At 39.0% G+C, this 17113-nt stretch carries 14 protein-coding genes, 3 tRNA genes and 1 pseudogene; 11 read left to right on the forward strand and 7 right to left on the reverse strand.

Translation table 11 applies throughout. The features are described from left to right. The first annotated feature begins 16 nt into the window (after positions 1-16). The 5 genes from NW213_RS11960 (at position 17) to NW213_RS11980 (ending at position 3141) form a co-directional block, all read left to right on the forward strand. Complete coding sequence (locus tag NW213_RS11960; RefSeq protein ID WP_258322913.1) at positions 17-904, forward strand: metal ABC transporter solute-binding protein, Zn/Mn family; 888 nt, start codon at positions 17-19, stop codon at positions 902-904. Continuing rightward, a complete protein-coding gene (locus NW213_RS11965) occupies positions 904-1677 on the forward strand; it encodes a metal ABC transporter ATP-binding protein (protein ID WP_154043683.1) in 774 nt (257 codons plus the stop codon). Before NW213_RS11960 ends, NW213_RS11965 begins: the two co-directional genes overlap by 1 nt. Before the next feature lie 125 nt (positions 1678-1802). Then, a tRNA-Gln gene (locus tag NW213_RS11970) sits at positions 1803-1873 on the forward strand. A 372-nt stretch (positions 1874-2245) separates the two neighbouring features. Continuing rightward, positions 2246-2524: a LysO family transporter gene (locus NW213_RS11975; protein WP_154043682.1), complete on the forward strand. Its 279-nt coding sequence runs from the start codon at positions 2246-2248 to the stop codon at positions 2522-2524. Then, the gene (locus NW213_RS11980; RefSeq protein ID WP_258322914.1) at positions 2521-3141 is read left to right on the forward strand and encodes a lysine exporter LysO family protein; all 621 of its coding nucleotides are present in this window, start codon (positions 2521-2523) and stop codon (positions 3139-3141) included. The genes NW213_RS11975 and NW213_RS11980 overlap by 4 nt, the downstream gene beginning before the upstream one ends. A gap of 292 nt (positions 3142-3433) precedes the next feature. Here NW213_RS11980 and NW213_RS11985 read toward each other — a convergent pair whose 3' ends face one another. Further along, entirely contained in the window at positions 3434-5128 is a 1695-nt protein-coding gene (locus NW213_RS11985; protein ID WP_258322915.1) for a SulP family inorganic anion transporter, read from the reverse strand. A gap of 216 nt (positions 5129-5344) precedes the next feature. Here NW213_RS11985 and rbr point away from each other — a divergent pair, with 216 nt between their 5' ends. The 5 genes from rbr (at position 5345) to NW213_RS12010 (ending at position 9211) form a co-directional block, all read left to right on the forward strand. Continuing rightward, positions 5345-5923 (forward strand): rubrerythrin, encoded by a 579-nt coding sequence (gene rbr, locus NW213_RS11990; RefSeq protein WP_154043679.1) that lies wholly within the window; start codon positions 5345-5347, stop codon positions 5921-5923. Between the two features lie 179 nt (positions 5924-6102). Next, positions 6103-7383 carry a phosphopyruvate hydratase gene (gene eno / locus NW213_RS11995; RefSeq protein WP_258322916.1) on the forward strand — a complete coding sequence of 427 codons (1281 nt, stop codon included), beginning with the start codon at positions 6103-6105 and terminating at the stop codon, positions 7381-7383. Between the two features lie 171 nt (positions 7384-7554). After that, positions 7555-7631 (forward strand) — tRNA-Asp (locus tag NW213_RS12000). Between the two features lie 28 nt (positions 7632-7659). Further along, positions 7660-7733, forward strand: a tRNA-Asp gene (locus tag NW213_RS12005). A 242-nt stretch (positions 7734-7975) separates the two neighbouring features. Next, positions 7976-9211 carry a site-specific integrase gene (locus NW213_RS12010; protein ID WP_258322917.1) on the forward strand — a complete coding sequence of 412 codons (1236 nt, stop codon included), beginning with the start codon at positions 7976-7978 and terminating at the stop codon, positions 9209-9211. Positions 9212-9294: 83 nt separating this feature from the next. Here the strand turns inward: NW213_RS12010 and NW213_RS12015 are convergent, their stop codons facing one another. Together NW213_RS12015 and NW213_RS12020 are read right to left on the reverse strand one after the other, a co-directional pair. After that, positions 9295-9588 carry a helix-turn-helix domain-containing protein gene (locus NW213_RS12015; RefSeq protein ID WP_258322918.1) on the reverse strand — a complete coding sequence of 98 codons (294 nt, stop codon included), beginning with the start codon at positions 9586-9588 and terminating at the stop codon, positions 9295-9297. Continuing rightward, the gene (locus NW213_RS12020; protein WP_258322919.1) at positions 9585-9890 is read right to left on the reverse strand and encodes a helix-turn-helix domain-containing protein; all 306 of its coding nucleotides are present in this window, start codon (positions 9888-9890) and stop codon (positions 9585-9587) included. Before NW213_RS12020 ends, NW213_RS12015 begins: the two co-directional genes overlap by 4 nt. Positions 9891-10145: 255 nt before the next feature. Between NW213_RS12020 and NW213_RS12025 the strand changes: the two genes are divergently transcribed. Further along, positions 10146-10967, forward strand: coding sequence for a phosphoribosyltransferase (locus tag NW213_RS12025; protein ID WP_258322920.1), 822 nt, complete (start codon positions 10146-10148; stop codon positions 10965-10967). Between the two features lie 773 nt (positions 10968-11740). Here the strand turns inward: NW213_RS12025 and NW213_RS12035 are convergent. From NW213_RS12035 to NW213_RS12050, 4 genes and pseudogenes are all read right to left on the reverse strand, one after another. Continuing rightward, positions 11741-12673, reverse strand: a complete 933-nt coding sequence (locus tag NW213_RS12035; RefSeq protein WP_258322922.1) for a LysM domain-containing protein — start codon at positions 12671-12673, stop codon at positions 11741-11743. A 486-nt stretch (positions 12674-13159) separates the two neighbouring features. After that, positions 13160-14404 carry a DUF2971 domain-containing protein gene (locus tag NW213_RS12040; RefSeq protein WP_258322923.1) on the reverse strand — a complete coding sequence of 415 codons (1245 nt, stop codon included), beginning with the start codon at positions 14402-14404 and terminating at the stop codon, positions 13160-13162. Positions 14405-14407: 3 nt separating this feature from the next. Then, positions 14408-15310 (reverse strand): hypothetical protein, encoded by a 903-nt coding sequence (locus NW213_RS12045; RefSeq protein ID WP_258322924.1) that lies wholly within the window; start codon positions 15308-15310, stop codon positions 14408-14410. Positions 15311-15750: 440 nt separating this feature from the next. After that, positions 15751-17113: pseudogene (locus tag NW213_RS12050) on the reverse strand (RHS repeat domain-containing protein); the annotation flags it as partial.

Consider the following 17113-nt stretch of genomic DNA (forward strand, 5'->3'; position numbering starts at 1 on the left):
AAATTTTAATCATAACATGAAAACATTATTATCAATAATATGCTTGCTTCTGGCATTGTCATCGTGCCAAAATGCCGAAAGGAACGACAAGCCTACAATAACTGTCACCATAGAACCGCTGAGATATTTCACTGAAACAATAGCTGGCGACAAGTTTAAGGTAGTAAGCATGGTACCGGAAGGAAGCAGTCCGGAAACATACGACCCTACTCCACAGCAGATGGTAAGTCTAAGTAAAAGTACAGCATACTTGCGCATAGGATATATAGGTTTCGAACAGTCGTGGATAGACAAGCTACAGGAGAATTTCCCTAAATTGCAATTCTACGATACTTCTGCCGGAGTAAACCTCATTCATCAGCAATGTTCGCACTCGCACGGCAAAGAAACAGTAGAAAATCACGCACATGGAGTGGAGCCACATATCTGGAATTCTACGGAAAATGCCAAAATAATAGCCAACAATATCTATAATGCCTTAGAAGAGCTGGATGCAAAGAACTCGGAATACTACAAGAATAATCTTGACAGCCTTACCCAAATTATAGAAAATACAGACGAGACTATAAAATCAATCATTGCCGATGCCGACAAGACATTCCTGATTTATCATCCGGCCTTGACTTATTTCGCCAGAGACTATGGTCTGGAGCAGATAAGCATAGAAGAAGGAGGGAAAGAACCGTCGCCTGCACATCTGCAGTCGCTCATAAAACTATGCAAGGAAAAGAACGCCAAAGTAATATTCGTACAGCAGGAGTTCGACATGCGAAATGCAGAGACCATAGCCAAGGAGCTTGGAGTGGAAGTGGTTCCGGTAAATCCGCTGAACTATAACTGGACTGAAGAAATGGTAAAAACGGCAAAGGCATTACGTACAAAAGAAGATACAGCAAAAGAATAATGAACAACACCATAATAAAAATAGAAAATCTTTCTGCCGGATATGAGAAAAAAACTGTCCTGCACAACATAAACCTTGAAATATCAGAAAAGGATTTCCTCGGTATAATAGGACCGAACGGAGGAGGAAAGACCACACTGATTAAGGTTATACTTGGACTGCTTGAACCTACGGAAGGAAAAATAACATACTACAATAACGGAATACCCGCAGACAGGTTGGAAATAGGCTATCTGCCGCAATATAATTCAATAGACAAAAAATTCCCCATATCAGTATATGAGGTAATATTATCGGGATTAAACAAGCAAAAGACACTATTCAGCAAATTCACTAAAGAACATCATAGAAGAGTAGAAGAGACATTGGTTATGATGGGACTGGAAGGACTGGAAAACAAACCTATCGGACAGTTGAGCGGAGGACAGATGCAAAGAGCCTTACTAGGCAGGGCCATAGTATCAAATCCAAAGGCAATAATCCTTGACGAACCCAATACCTATATCGACAAACGCTTCGAAGCCAGGCTGTACTCATTGCTTGAAGAAATAAACAAGGAAAGAACCATAATTCTGGTAAGCCACGACATAGGTTCGGTATTGCAAAACGTAAAGAGTATAGCTTGCGTAAACGGTACATTGGACTATCACCCTCAAAGCGAAGTCTCTGCCGAATGGATAGAAGAAAAGCTGCAATGCCCTATAGAATTGCTTGGACACGGAGAATTGCCGCACAGGGTATTGAGGAAGCATAATCACGAAGGAGAACAATAGTGTTATTTTTCGATGATTTAATGATAAATATAAACCTGTAAGTACGAAAAAAGTTAAAGAAAATTTGGAAGATAACGTAAAAAGATAGTATCTTTGCCACGCATTTCGAAAGAAAGCAATAAGTTTGGACTATGGTGTAATGGTAGCACAACAGGTTTTGGTTCTGTTTGTCCAGGTTCGAATCCTGGTAGTCCAACACAAGGAAGCCTCAAGAGACAATCTCTTGGGGCTTTTTTGTTTATATAATTGTGTAATAAAAACGAATATTTATTCATCATTAATAATACACTATCAATTCGTAATATAATATACATATCAAATTGTAAGCAATATAAACATAAAATATTCGAATTACAGCACAAAACATTTTTCTTGTATATCAAATATAACATAAAAGAAAAAAGCGTACCTTTGCGCCCGATTTCATGCAACACAAAAACTTATAAATTGATATTAAAAATGAAAATAATCTGGTCTATACGATCTTTTAATTTCACTAATGTGCCATAGAATATACTCCAAGCGAGGATTTTTATTTTCTATGTCTAATTTTAATTTATAACTTCACATGTTCATTTTTATTTCTATTATGGCAATCGGTGCCTTGATAGGCTATAGTCTGCGCAGTAAAAAAGACCTAAGCAAGGTAACTGTACTTATACAAATTGTAGTTTGCCTTCTTTTATTTATTCTCGGACTGTCGGTAGGGGCAAACAAACTAATAATTAACAATCTGACTTACTACTGCGAGCAAGCAGCAATAATATCTGCCTTAAGCCTCGTAGGAAGCTCTGTAGCAGCCATGCTGGTATTCAACATGTTTTTCAAGAAAGGAGCCGGAAAATGAAAGGAAGCATAATGATTCTGGTATTCTTTATATTGGGATGTCTGGGCGGTTATTTTGTTACAATGGATTTCGATGCGCATAAGCTATCGGTATATGTGTTGTATGTACTTATGCTTTTGCTTGGCATCAATCTTGGAGGCAATCAGGACATAAAAGGATTTGTATCGCAACTGAGTTTTAAGATGCTTCTTGTACCAATTGCTACAGTGACAGGAACATTCGTTTTCTCTGCAATTGCAGCATTTATTCTGAGCAGATGGAGCATATTCGACTGTATGGCAGTGGGTAGCGGTTTTGCATACTATTCCGTATCTTCAGTACTTATAACTCAGCTTAAAACACCAAGTATAGGACTTCAGCTTGCCACAGAACTCGGAACTATCGCCCTGCTTGCAAATATATTCCGCGAAATGACGGCCCTGATTTGTGCCCCGGTAATAAGAAAATATTTCGGACAGCTTGCACCTATATCTGCCGCAGGTATAGGATCATCAGATATTCTATTGGCCACTATCAGCAAATATTCAGGCAAGGAGGCCATCCCATTGGCTATTCTTCACGGAATTCTGATAAACCTTAGCGTACCGTTCTTCGTATCGTTATTCTGTAATTTATAATAAGAAACAAAAACTGCCGGCTAGATATACATCACATATCTCTAGCCGGCGGTTTTTACTATATTTTATCGTACGAAACGTATAGACATAAAAAAAGGAGTACCGCTGTACTCCAACCTTTGTTAACCTTAAAATCTAATACTATGAAAAACACAGTACAAAGGTACGGACTTTCTGGTAATCTGCAAGTATTTCAGCCAAAAATCTATGCTTTATAACATAGTTTAATAAATAAAGAAAATGCTCCACGTTTGTTAACAACATGGAGCATTTATGTTAATTGTTAAAAGCTTTATTTTCTATTGAGTTCTTCAATTTCTTTTGTAGCTACAGCCAAGGCTTCGTTTATATTGCTACAGATATTTTCTTTGCCAAGGAGTTCATAGAATCCTGATTTCTCAAGTGTCTTATGTACATGCTCGTTTACACCAGACAAGATGATATGTATATTCTCTTTCTGCGACATGTGGCAAAGTGTAGTAAGGTTATGAATACCTGTAGAATCGATAAACGGAACCTTACGCATACGTATGATACGAATCTTAGGTCTGTCACCCAACTGCGCCATCAAATCCTCAAATTTAGTTGCTATACCGAAGAAATAAGGACCGTTAATCTCATACACCTCTACACCGTCAGGAATAATAAGATGCTCTTCGTGTACTTCCATATCCGATTCCTTATTAGGGTCAAGCTCGTTCTTTATAACAGAAATCTGAGTAGTTTCCATCACACGTTTCATAAACAGTACACAAGCAATGAGCAATCCCACCTCAATAGCTACTGTCAAATCGAATATTACTGTAAGGAAGAATGTTATAAGAAGAACTGTAACGTCCGATTTAGGATTCTTGAGCAATCCCATAAACACTCTCCAACCACTCATATTATATGATACAATAACCAATACTCCGGCAAGACATGCCATAGGTATATACTGTGCAAGCGGCATTAAGAAAAGAAGTATCAGAAGAAGAACTATTGCATGTACAATTCCTGACACAGGAGACTTTCCTCCGTTATTGATATTTGTCATAGTACGGGCAATTGCTCCTGTTGCAGGAATACCTCCAAAAATAGGAGATACCACATTGGCAATACCCTGAGCTATAAGTTCTGTATTTGAATCGTGTCTGTCACCAATCACACCATCAGCCACAGCAGCAGAAAGCAAAGATTCTATTGCTCCAAGAACTGCTATAGTTATCGCTACAGGGAAAAGATTCTGTATAGCCTCCCAATTTATCGCAGGAACAGCTGCCGAAGGAAGCTCAGCCTTAATACTGAAACGATCGCCTATAGTATCAATAAATGTGATTCCTGCATACTGCTTCAGCAAACACACTCCTACAGTAACCAGAATAATGGCAACAAGCGACCCAGGCACCTTCTTTGAGAACTTTGGAGTTATAGCTATGATAAACACACTGACTACACTTACTATGGCATTCCACCAGTTCACTGTATCAAAATGTCTGAAATAGAGCATCCATTTACCAATGAAATCTCCAGGAACCTTCTCTCCCCTGAAATCAAGGCCAAAGATGTCTGCTATCTGTGTAGTAAAGATTGTTACGGCAATACCACTGGTAAAACCTATAATAATAGGATAGGGGATGAACTTTATAACAGTTCCCAACTTGAATACACCTAATAATATAAGCAAGACTCCCGCCATCATAGTGGCAACCATAAGTCCGCTCAATCCATATTGCTGGATAATACCGTAGATGATAACAATAAAAGCACCTGTAGGACCACCTATCTGCACCTTACTGCCACCAAGGAACGAAATGATAAATCCAGCCACAATAGCCGTAATGATACCTTTCTCAGGAGTTACACCTGAAGCAATACCAAACGCGATAGCCAACGGCAAGGCTACAATACCTACTATTATACCCGCCATCAAATCAGTCATGAAATCTGATTTACTGTAATTCTTGAGTGTAGAAAACAGTTTAGGATGAAACTCAACCCCTTTCATAAAACAATCTTATTTCTATTTATAAATATTTTTTTGCAAAATTACGTATTTTCTGCCATATAACATACTTTTATAACTATATAAATTATGATTTGAGGCTAAAAGCTTAAAAGATTATAAATTAAAAATTGTAATAATTACAAATTTGAATAAATATATTACATTTGCAGTGTGAAAATAAAACAAGAAGTCTAACCCAACAAAATAACTACAATTATGGAAAAAAGCATCAAAGGAACAAGAACAGAGAAAAATTTGGCAATCTCATTTGCAGGTGAATCACAGGCTAGAATGCGTTACACTTATTTTGCAAGTGTAGCAAAGAAAGAAGGTTACGAACAGATTTCTGCAATCTTCACTGAAACTGCAGATCAGGAAAAGGAACACGCAAAACGTATGTTCAAATGGCTTGAAGGCGGAATGGTAGAAATCACAGCAAGCTATCCAGCAGGCGTAATCGGTACAACACTTGAAAACCTGAAAGCAGCAGCTGCCGGAGAAAACGAAGAATGGTCATTGGATTACCCACGTTTTGCTGACATTGCAGACGAAGAAGGTTTCCCTGCAATCGCAAAAATGTATCGTGAAATTGCCGTAGCTGAAAAGGGACACGAAGAAAGATACAGAGCTTTCGTTAAGAATATCGAAGAAGGAAAGGTATTCAAGAAAGATGTTGAAACAGTATGGCAGTGCCGCAACTGTGGTTATGTACACGTAGGTACAGAGGCTCCTGAAATATGTCCTGCATGCCTTCACCCACAGGCTTATTTCGAAGTTAAGAAAAACAACTATTGATAACAGTTCCTTATAACATATAGATACACAGGTTGCCTTGGTAAAATGTACCTACATTTGCCACAGCAACCTGTTTTCTTTTATACCATGACATTAAAAATACCAACTTTTAGGTATTGTAAATAATGATGGAGATTTCCATCTTTGTAAAATATAAAACAAATAAACAATTTAAGATTATGAGAATAGAATCAATCAAAGGACGTGAAATCTTGGATTCACGCGGAAACCCGACAGTAGAAGTAGAAGTTCGTCTTGAGTCAGGAATTACAGGTAGAGCATCTGTTCCTTCAGGAGCATCAACAGGTGAAAACGAGGCTCTTGAACTGCGCGATAATGACAAAAGCAGATACGGAGGTAAAGGCGTACTGAAAGCTGTATATAACGTAAACAATGTCATTGCACCTGCACTTACAGGTTGGTCCGTGCTGCAACAAAGAGCTATAGACAAGAAGATGCTTGAACTGGACGGCACTAAGACCAAATCAAAGCTTGGAGCAAACGCAATTCTAGGCGTATCGCTTGCTGTAGCAAAGGCAGCCGCAAACTATCTTAACATCCCTCTCTACAGATACATTGGCGGTGTGAATACATACACTTTGCCTGTACCTATGATGAACATCATAAACGGAGGCTCTCACAGCGACGCTCCTATAGCCTTCCAGGAATTCATGATTCGTCCTGTAGGTGCAGAATCCTTCCGCGAAGGACTTAGAATGGGGGCAGAAGTCTTCCATGCCCTTAAAAAAGTACTTCATGACAGAGGACTCAGCACTGCAGTAGGCGATGAGGGTGGATTTGCACCTTCACTCAACGGTACAGAAGACGCTCTTGAATCAATAATCTCTGCTATCAAAGCCGCAGGCTACGAACCAGGAAAAGACATTATGATTGGTATGGACTGTGCTTCGTCAGAGTTTTACAAGAACGGAATATACGATTACACAATTTTCGAAGGAGAAAAAGGAAAGAAACGTACTTCTGACGAACAGATTGACTATCTGGAAGAATTGATAAACAAATATCCTATCGACTCAATAGAGGACGGTATGAGCGAAAACGACTGGTATGGATGGAAGAAACTTACAGAAAGAATCGGTGACAGATGCCAGCTGGTTGGCGACGACCTGTTCGTTACTAACGTGGAATTCCTCTCAAAAGGTATAGAAATGGGATGCGGAAACTCAATCCTGATAAAAGTAAACCAGATCGGCTCGCTGAGTGAAACACTCGATGCAATAGAAATGGCACACAGACATGGCTATACTACTGTTACATCACACCGCTCCGGAGAAACAGAAGATGCCACAATAGCAGACATCGCTGTAGCAACCAACAGCGGTCAGATAAAGACAGGTTCTTTGAGCCGCTCGGACAGAATGGCAAAATATAACCAGCTTCTCCGTATCGAAGAAGAACTTGGAGACCTGGCAAAATACGGATATAAGAGAATAAAATAACTTGCCCATAATTCAACGATTATCACCTCAAAACAGCCGGATTTCGGTAAAAAATGAGGTGATAATCACTTTTTTTGAAAAAAAATCGGTCAAAGTATTGCAAGTACGGAAAATTGTTGTATCTTTGCACCGCAATTGAGACATAAAACAACTCAAAAGCCGAGAATAATTGGTGCGTTAGTTCAGTTGGTTAGAATACATGCCTGTCACGCATGGGGTCACGGGTTCGAGTCCCGTACGCACCGCCAACAAAAAAATAAACAGTTAGAAATAACTGGTGCGTTAGTTCAGTTGGTTAGAATACATGCCTGTCACGCATGGGGTCACGGGTTCGAGTCCCGTACGCACCGCAACTCGAAAAAGCAAAATTAGGAAAAGCTCTGATTCCCAACGGAATTAGGGCTTTTTTATTGGTTTTCGGGCGGCAAAAAATAGCGTTTTAGAGAAGTTATGAGGGGCAAATTCAGGGTCCTTTTTAGGGTCACTGAAAAAAGCACCTGAAATGTATTATACTTCGCTGATTTTCATATTCTTGTATAGGAATTACCTGTTCCCTATTTTGCTAATTTTGTAACGTAAAAAACAAGGTGAAATGAAACAGGATTCAATGAAGGTTTTGTTCTTCATCCGCAAGAGCAGGCTGAAGAAAAACGGCGAGGCTCCGGTGTTCCTCCGGATAACCATCAACGGGCAACAGGATGAGATACGCATCCAACGCTCTGTACCCATCCATCTGTGGAATAACCTGAAGGGATGCAGTAAAGGGAAGGACCGTGTGTCCTTGGAACTGAACAGTTACATAGAGGCTCTGAAAGTACGGCTGTATCAAATCCACAAGGAACTGCTCTGCCGGGATGCGCTGATCACTCCCAGAAACATGCTGGTCAAACTGTTCTCTAAGGAGGAAAGACATTTGGTTGTGGAAACAATGAAAAAATGTATTGATGACTGGCGTTCTCTTATCGGGCAGGAATACCAACCGTCTACTATCTCCCGCTATGACAACTGCTATGAATCGCTGAAAACAGTAGTAAAGGAATTCTATAAGAAGGAGGACATCACGTTCTACGAACTGAACGGGGAATTCATCGACACATTTGAAATGCACCTGCGGACAGAGAGGAAACTCTCGCAGAATACACTTACTAAATACATGAGCTGCTTCCGCAAGGTGTTGGGCATAGCCAGGGATAACGGCTGGCTGAACTTTGATCCGCTGGTGGGTAAACGGAAACGGCTGTTCAAGAAGGAAGAGACATGCCCGACTTTCCTCACACTGGACGAATTGCAACGAATCATGGAGAAGGAGTTTTCAACGGCACGGCTGAACCATGTGAAGGACTTCTTCCTGTTCTGCTGCTTCACCGGGCTCTCGTACATAGATGTGAGTACCCTACGTCCCATACATCTGTACAGGGACAACAACGGGAAGCTGTGGATACACAAGTCGAGGGTGAAAATCACGACGAACAAGGAAACCTGCACGAGTAATGTGCCGTTGCTACCGCCTGCCATCGCCATTTTGGAGAAATACAAAGGATGGAACGAAAAAGATCCGGACGCACCTTGCCTGCCCATCCCGTCGAATCAGAAGATGAATGAATATCTGAAGGAAATAGCTACTTTATGCGACATAAAGAAACACCTGACCGTCCATGTCAGCCGGCACACCTTCGCGACCACGGTGACGCTCGCCAACCATGTGGCCATCCAGAACGTATCGAAAATGCTGGGACATTCGTCCACACGCATGACCCAGCATTACGCGCGGGTGCTTGACAACAGCATCATGGAGGATATGAAGGAAGTGGCCGGAGTATTCCGCTAAAATATTGCATGAAGTCTGAAATATAATAAAACCAGGAAGGATTGTTTCTCATAACGACAATCCTTTCTGGTTTTTATCTCTCTTTACCGGAAAGCTTCCCGCCTGTTCTCTACAAGCAGTTTCTCTATGTCTGCTTCCCGATACAGAATTTTACCGCCTATATGATAAAACGGGATTTTTCCTGTGTTACGATATTCCTGTAACGTGCGCTTTGTCAATTTCAAGTGCTGTGCCAGTTCGGTGTCAGTCAGAAAACTTTCTCCATTCAATATCGGCCGCGTATTGGTTCCCAGCATGTCGAGTAAAGCAGACAAATGCTTCATGTCCTGGAAAAACGCAATAGCCTGCGGATCGTCACGCATTATAACTTTACTCATCTTTCGGACTCCTTCCTCGATTTACGTCTATAGCCTGCCATTCCTAATAATCTCATAACATCGTGCTCCTGATAATAGGTCCTGCGGTCAATCTGGGTGTAAGACAAAGTACCGTTGCTACGCAAAGATTGCAAGGTTCGTGGCGAGATACGCAATATGGCGCATACTTCCTGATTGTCCAGCCATTTGTCCAGTCGCTTGGGCAAATGCCTTTGGGACAACGTTTCCACTTTCTTCTTGAGCAATTCCAAAGCCATGCACATGTCTTCAAATGTTTTAGCCTCTATACATACAAATTCCATACATTTCATTTTAGATTGAGCAAATATATTACTTGTAATCGTATTGTCAAAACAGATGTCGGTAACTGGCTGTCAATGGCATCAAATGTCATAGAAGATTCATGTGATTGTAAATTTCAAGCATTTGCAAACCCTCTTATTTAATTGCATGTTTAGCCGCTTGAATCTAAATATAAGCTAAAAACATCTGTCCATAGCAAAGTGTTCATCAAATAATCTCTATTTTAGTCTGGTCTAATCTTAATTTCATGAATAATGAATGATTTTATCCTGACCCTATTGATAAACGGAGGCATAGTCTTATGTATTGTCGGGCTATGGGCTTATGCCAGATACTGGAGGCGAAAGGCGGCAAAAGCATTCCTCCAGCATGCGGTGGCCTGCTACAAGAAAGAAGACAGGGAAGAATTAGCCGGACAAGCCGTGATGGCCGGGAGCAGACATGCCGGTTTGTTGTATGCACTGACATGCCCGGAACTGTTTGACATCGTACAACCGATGCGGGCTTTCCGTTTCGGGAAAATACGTTGCGTGTGTGCCGGCTATTATTTTCCACAACGGTATGAAAGCTGGCTGAGGGATGAGCAGACGGATTTTGTACAAAATGTGTATGCTTTTAAGGATGGAAAAGAACTATGTGAAGACTATTTCTCACAAGCATTTAAAGTTCTTTCTGTCAATGAGAATGTGACAGCGGTATTTATGCCGTGTAGTACCTCTGAACGGTATTACAGACGTTTCGCAAAAATAGCCCATTATCTGGAACGGTATGGCTATGCCCTATCCGGACTGCATCTGATAGAAATCATCAGGAACCGGGAAAGCAAGCACACAGCTGCCCAACGGTCGAGCGTTGATACGGCGAACTATTCCATGTCGCTGGCATTGCAAGGGAAAAAGGTAGTGATTGTGGATGACCTTTTCACAACAGGAAGCAGCCTGACCGGATTTGTCCGAAATCTGGAACGGGTCGGTGCAGAAGTGATCGGTGCTGTATTTCTTGCCCGCACATTCCAAGTTCCGTCATGGAGGAAGATTCGTTGGATGGTGTGGAAAAGACATCTCTTGTGTAAGTAGGTAAGCAACATTATTTTATATCAGCGTTTTTGCTGAATAAGAAACAGAGTAATTGAAAATCAGTATCCTAAAGCCTTATTCGATATATTGTCTATTCTGTCATCTGAAGAAAGATATTTTTTGCTATAGCGTGAAAAGAAGCCAGCCATTGACCTTTATTTTGTCAAAGACGGGCAACTCACGATGTTTTGGATTATATCGAACTCACCTTAAATAATTGCTATGTCCAATAGCAGCTACAATACTTCCCAGTGCTATAAAGAGATAGTTGGGATAATGAAATTCAAGGTCAATGTAAGGTATATATTTTTTCTTAATATACTTATTCCAAAACCAGATGATGAATTTCCCTATCCGTTCCAATGTTATAATATTTGCCATTCTGCTTCCCTTATTTAATTGAAAAATAAGTAATTGCAATGACAAAAAAAATGGCAACAACAAGACATCCCAGTGCTATAAAGAGATAGTTGGGATAATGAAATTCAAGGTCAATATAAGGTATATATCTTTTCTTAATATACTTATTCCAAAACCAAATGATGAATTTTCCTATTCGTTCTAATGTGATGATATTAGCCATTCTGCTTTTCTTATTTAATTGAAAAATAAATAATTGTTATGCCTAATATGAGAGCCACTACATACTTCCAAGCACAATAAAAAAATTAGAAAGATGAACTTCAAACTCCATATAAAGTATATATTTTCGTTTTACATATTTATACCATAACCCAATAATGTATTTGCCTAAATATTATAATCCTACCATATCAATCATTATTATCTTTAGAGAATTCATTCCATGTCGAAATCCCCTCGTTTACATTATCCCAGTATTCTTTAGCTCTATGATGCATAATATAATGTTCTCTTGCCTGCTTGAATTTTTTGCTTGCTTCTTTTTGCCAACCTTTGCCTGAAGGTTTATACATCTTATATTGTTTTGTTTTTAGGAATTGATTATATCCTTTTAATCCTTTGTTGACTTTACCGCAAAAGCCAATAGCTTTGATTCCTTTCAAAAAAGGATACGATATTATATCCAAAAAGGCTTCAAACTGTTCTTCCGGTAATTGACTTGCTCCAGCTAAAGTATGACCTGTAAAAAAGACAACAGGAGAATTGATCGTGCTATAAAGCATGTTGGCCGCTATTTTACCTATGCCTTCAAGAAAATTGTCGGATGGTGAATCCAACCAAAATTCAAGAGAAGTTAAAGCTCCAGCTTCTTTAATTTCTCCATTATCTACCGTGTGAAGTATATCTATAATCCTTCTTTCCGTTATGTCAATTATTAATAATTTTTGTCCAATTGATATTGAACTTTCACTTGACAGCTCGTTCCAACTTTTTAATTCTTCAACAGTAACGTCAAACATTTCTGCAATATATGCTAAGGTATCCCCTTCACACACAACATATCTTGCGTATCCATTTTTGCTAAATAGCCCTCTAAGGCTTTTTTTTATCATTTCCTTTGATGTATCAATACATTGGACTTGGACAATGTTAGGTATGCATATCTGGTATGATGGTATATTGTCGTTTATATCCATGACTGTTCCATCCATATCCTCGTGATACTCCTGATATTGTACAAAAGCATACCCTTCTCCTATTACAAATCCGGTAAACGGAATTCCTTTTGCTTTATAATCCAGAAAATCTTCTCTGCTTATAAAAATGTTATTGTATTGGCTCATAGATATAATTAGAATTATGATGTATCATTATTATAACATCAGTCCGATATAAGATAAAATTATCAGTCTGATAATTAGCAATATACCAATAAGAACATTAAATTCAAAGTATCAAATTATAATATATAAGCAATTCTTTCATAAAATATTCACTTAAGATACAACTGTATTTATTGTTAAATATTCAATCAGTTAGAATTAAATCGATTAAGACATTGTTCTTACAGCATTATCCCTTTTGTAGGACGTTCTGAAAGAGTAGCAACAATAAATGGAGTCAATAAATCATATTTCAAAATTTCATTCTTTAACGTTGATATTGATTTTTCATTTATATCAAACAAGGCATAAGTTAGAAAACAAACATTTTCAACTTTGCTAATATGACATAATTGAATAATCCCTCATGTCTTATTTATTAGTTCAACAGCATAAACATTTCCAATTTGGAAATTATCTATTCTCTCTTTCTCCTTCATTGTCTTATCATTGTAATTTCTTGGCTATAAGTGAACCGAATTTTTTAGAATCAAACTCCATTTGGTAAAAGCTAATAGGAGTCCTTGTTTCAACAGTTTCACGTTTGTCGTTCACTATTCTTTCTTGTTTTGTTATAAGTTCCTTATTCTTCATTATTTCTCTGATGACTTTGATATCTTTATTTGCACAATTTACTCCAAAGTATATTGCTTCAATACAGTTTGGAATATCAATAGAATCGTACAGACCGGTACTGTTCGGATCGCACAGAATTAGCCTAAGCTCATTTTCGTATTTCCAAGCTTTACTTTTAGCGAAAAAAGCATCTTCAATAGTTATACTATCTTTCTCTGTCAGAACAGATAAGTCATCCTTATATTGGACATCTCTGAAGTATTTAACAGATGTTCCAGGTTCAGAATAGAGACTGGTTAAAGAGTTTGGAAAATGATATTTGATACATATCCCCCTATGATAGTCGGCATAATGTGCCCACATTAATTCATTTTGAAATTCTTCTGAAGTATTATCTTCTTGTTTCCTTTTATCTCGTACAATTTCCCCCAATATATTTCCGTCTTCATGGAATGGCTGCATTACGTTACTTACAAAACATGATATTTTAACGCAATCAAGATAGGCAGATTTAATTAGCATTGCTATTTCATCATTTTTGTCTAGCAGGCTGATAATAGGGCTATCAAATGGGTCATTAAATGTACAGGGAGATGACAGATTCAGTTGCTCTAATGCTAGTGACTGATAAAGGTAGGTTGTGCATTTCCTGAAAGAGTAGCAAATGGGGGAATAGGATGTATGGCTTGATAGGCCAAGAAGGTAGAATATATATTTTTTAAATGCCTCTATAGCAAATTTGTCATATATTTTCCCAAGACGATGCCAAGCGATGCCAAGGGAATAATATAGATCTTTACGATATGCATGATGTGCCAAGTTGTAATTTTCAAATTCTGATATGTATGAAGACAATTTTTGCAGGGATTCATATGTTGGCTGATTGTCAACCGCAATACAATAACGCATAAGGGCCTCTGCATATCCTTTGCAATCTTCCATAAATGGTACTATATGAAACCATCTATTATGATTGGCATCAAATGTCTTGATAATAATATTTGCATTATTACCAATATTATCTTGAGTGTATTTATCTACAAATTCAGTTATCTCTTTAGAGACTTCAGTATATTGATTTTTGGGCATAAAATGAGTTGTCTTGTCAGTATTCATAAATTATAAATTTAATATATCCATTACCTTTGAATTATTCAAAGATTTTATAGCCTTGTTAAGATATGTATTATAAAGTTTATCTTTAAATAGGCTGGTTTCTTCTGAAAGAGTGAATGCTTTTGCTGTTAAAAATGGAATAAAATCTTTTATCAGTTCGTTTGTTATAAAGTTAATACATTTGCCTTGAATGTATCGATAACGTAATAATACTATTATTTCTGTCGGAATTAATTGCCATTCTGTAAAATAGAACTCATTTTTAGAGAAGTTGTTGTCATTACATTTGCGTAAATGATAGATACAAATATCATCTATTAGTTGGTTTAAAAGATTCGTGTCATCTGTACAGATATTGTCTATCAACTTGGCATATATGGAATTAAATTCCTTTTTTGCATAAATATTTAATAAGTGGCTGTTGTTTTTATTATAATATTTATCATACATAACAATTGATTCTTGCAGAATTGTATCTTGATAGTATACATAAGGAAAATCGCTCTTTAATACATCATCTATTCTTTCAATTAAAATACATAGCATAATATCGGATTCTTTTTTTTGGAAAAAAGTCAAAACTCCCAAAAAAGCAGATGCTAATCCGACTTGATTCACTAATTCATTTTTTCGATTTGAGTCTGAAAAATAAACAATATAGCTTGAAAAATAGTAAAATAAATAATCTAAAATTAAATAAAAGTTATTTTCATTAGGGTTATACCAAAATAATTTACAGTATTTTTGCAAGTAGAAACTAGCAACTAATCGCATAGATAAATAGTCTAATGTAGCAATATGAGGACTCTTTGCAAAAAGGACTATTTTTTGCTTATGTTCTTCCATGAATGCATTAGGCTCTTCATTTACAGACTTTTCCAATATTTTTTTTATCTTTTTATTCATATTCATTAATGTTTTTTCCTTTGTTTTTTTGCTTCAGTAATCCAATCTTTTTGTTCCATTCCTTTTACATACCATCGTCCTTTGTAACCATTTCCGACTTTTACTTCAATAAGATACTTTCTGCCCATATTAGATAATATTTGCTCAACTTTATCTTGACTGATACGAAAAGCTTCAGTATTATTGTTAGCTTTAAGTAGCCGATTTATGATAAATTCATTAGGCATTAGTTGATCGCCATATAATGATGGGGCTTTGCTTCCTCTTGTTGTTTTTACTTCAAACACATCATAATACCCATCTTTGGTTTTAGCTATTATATCTATACCTTGATTAGCGGCATTTTGGACTTGAAATATATATGTGTAATTCCCTGATTTGTTTAATGCTTCCATAACTCTCTTTTCTCCAAAATTTCCTAATCTTGTAAAGTATGTTTCTAATCCAAAAAGGTCGATGAATAAATTTAGGTTACTTACATATCCATATAAGGTAGGATTATTTCCAAGTAACCTTATAGGATCCTGAGAAATATAACTTCCGATATTAGCATCATAATACCTGAATCTATTATAATACAGTCCAGTTTCAATATCCTCATACTGTCCCTGGAATCTGAAAGGACAATCATATCGGGATTTTCCCACAAAGTTAACGACTTTGCCGTAAATATCCAAGGAACATTCCCAGGTCTTGTTCCCCTGCTCGTCGTACATCTGGATGGGTGTGCCCATGTAGTTGGATACGATGGAAAACTGCTTATCGCCCAGTATCTTTGCCGCAGGCACAAACGTGTCCGCCTCGAACACCCAGGTGGTAATATCTTCTGCCGGTTCTTTTGGAGCGGTGTTTCCTCCTTCGTCCTGTTGTGTTTCCGTTACCTTGTAGCACCATTCATGTAAAGGCACGTTGCCGTCCCACACCCAACGTGTGACCTTGTCGAAATACCGCTTGGCGGTACGGCGCCCCAGCGCATCATAACGGAACTCCACGGGCCTGCCGTCCGGACGTATCACTTTCTTCAGCATACCGTTGGACGCCCACTCGTAGAGCCAGCCCGTGCCTGTTGCCAGGCAGCGGATGCCGCGTTCCTTCTCCATGCGCTTGCGGTCATGGACCACGTTGTTGTCCTGCAGCTCCTTGAACTCGCGGAAAACGAGGTTGCCCTCGTCGTCGTAGTGGTAGAAACAATTCGGATCTTCCAGCAATCGTCCTCCCGCACCGTATTTGCGGTCTTTCTTCTCCGGTGTCTCAAAAAGATTTCCCACGAAATCCGGCACGCGGTAAATCACGTCCGTTTCAGAGCCGTCTGTCGTTTCCTGACGGATGAGGAAGTCGAAACGGTCGTAATCGTAGCGCATGAGCGTCCCGGTCAGCTCGTTCTCCTTGGCGAGCAGCCGGTTGGCAATACCCCACTCATAACGGTACGCCCCGCGCTCGATGCTGCCTGCACGCACCGACTTGCGCACCTCGCGCCCGAAACGGTCGCGCTCCGTCCTGACGGTCACACCGCCGGAGAAGGTGCGCTGCACCTCCAGTCCCGTGTTGTCACGCACCCAGGACGCCTGCCAGCCCTCGCCCGCCTGCATGGTCTGCAAATTACCCTCCCGGTCGTATGTATGGCGGATGTCCGCTCCCAGACTGCTGGTGATGCGGGTGCAGTTTCCCTCGCTGTCATACGTGCGGCTGACGGTATATTCTCCCTGCTTTTCCCCGGTGACCAGCCCTGTCTTCCTGTCGCGGGTGAACTCCAGCAGGTTCTCCGCGTTCTGTGCCTTGACGAGCAGCCCGTCCTTGTCATAC

Origin of the sequence: Bacteroides sp. ET336 (genome assembly GCF_024733815.1) — a bacterium.
GTDB lineage: Bacteria > Bacteroidota > Bacteroidia > Bacteroidales > Bacteroidaceae > Phocaeicola > Phocaeicola cellulolyticus.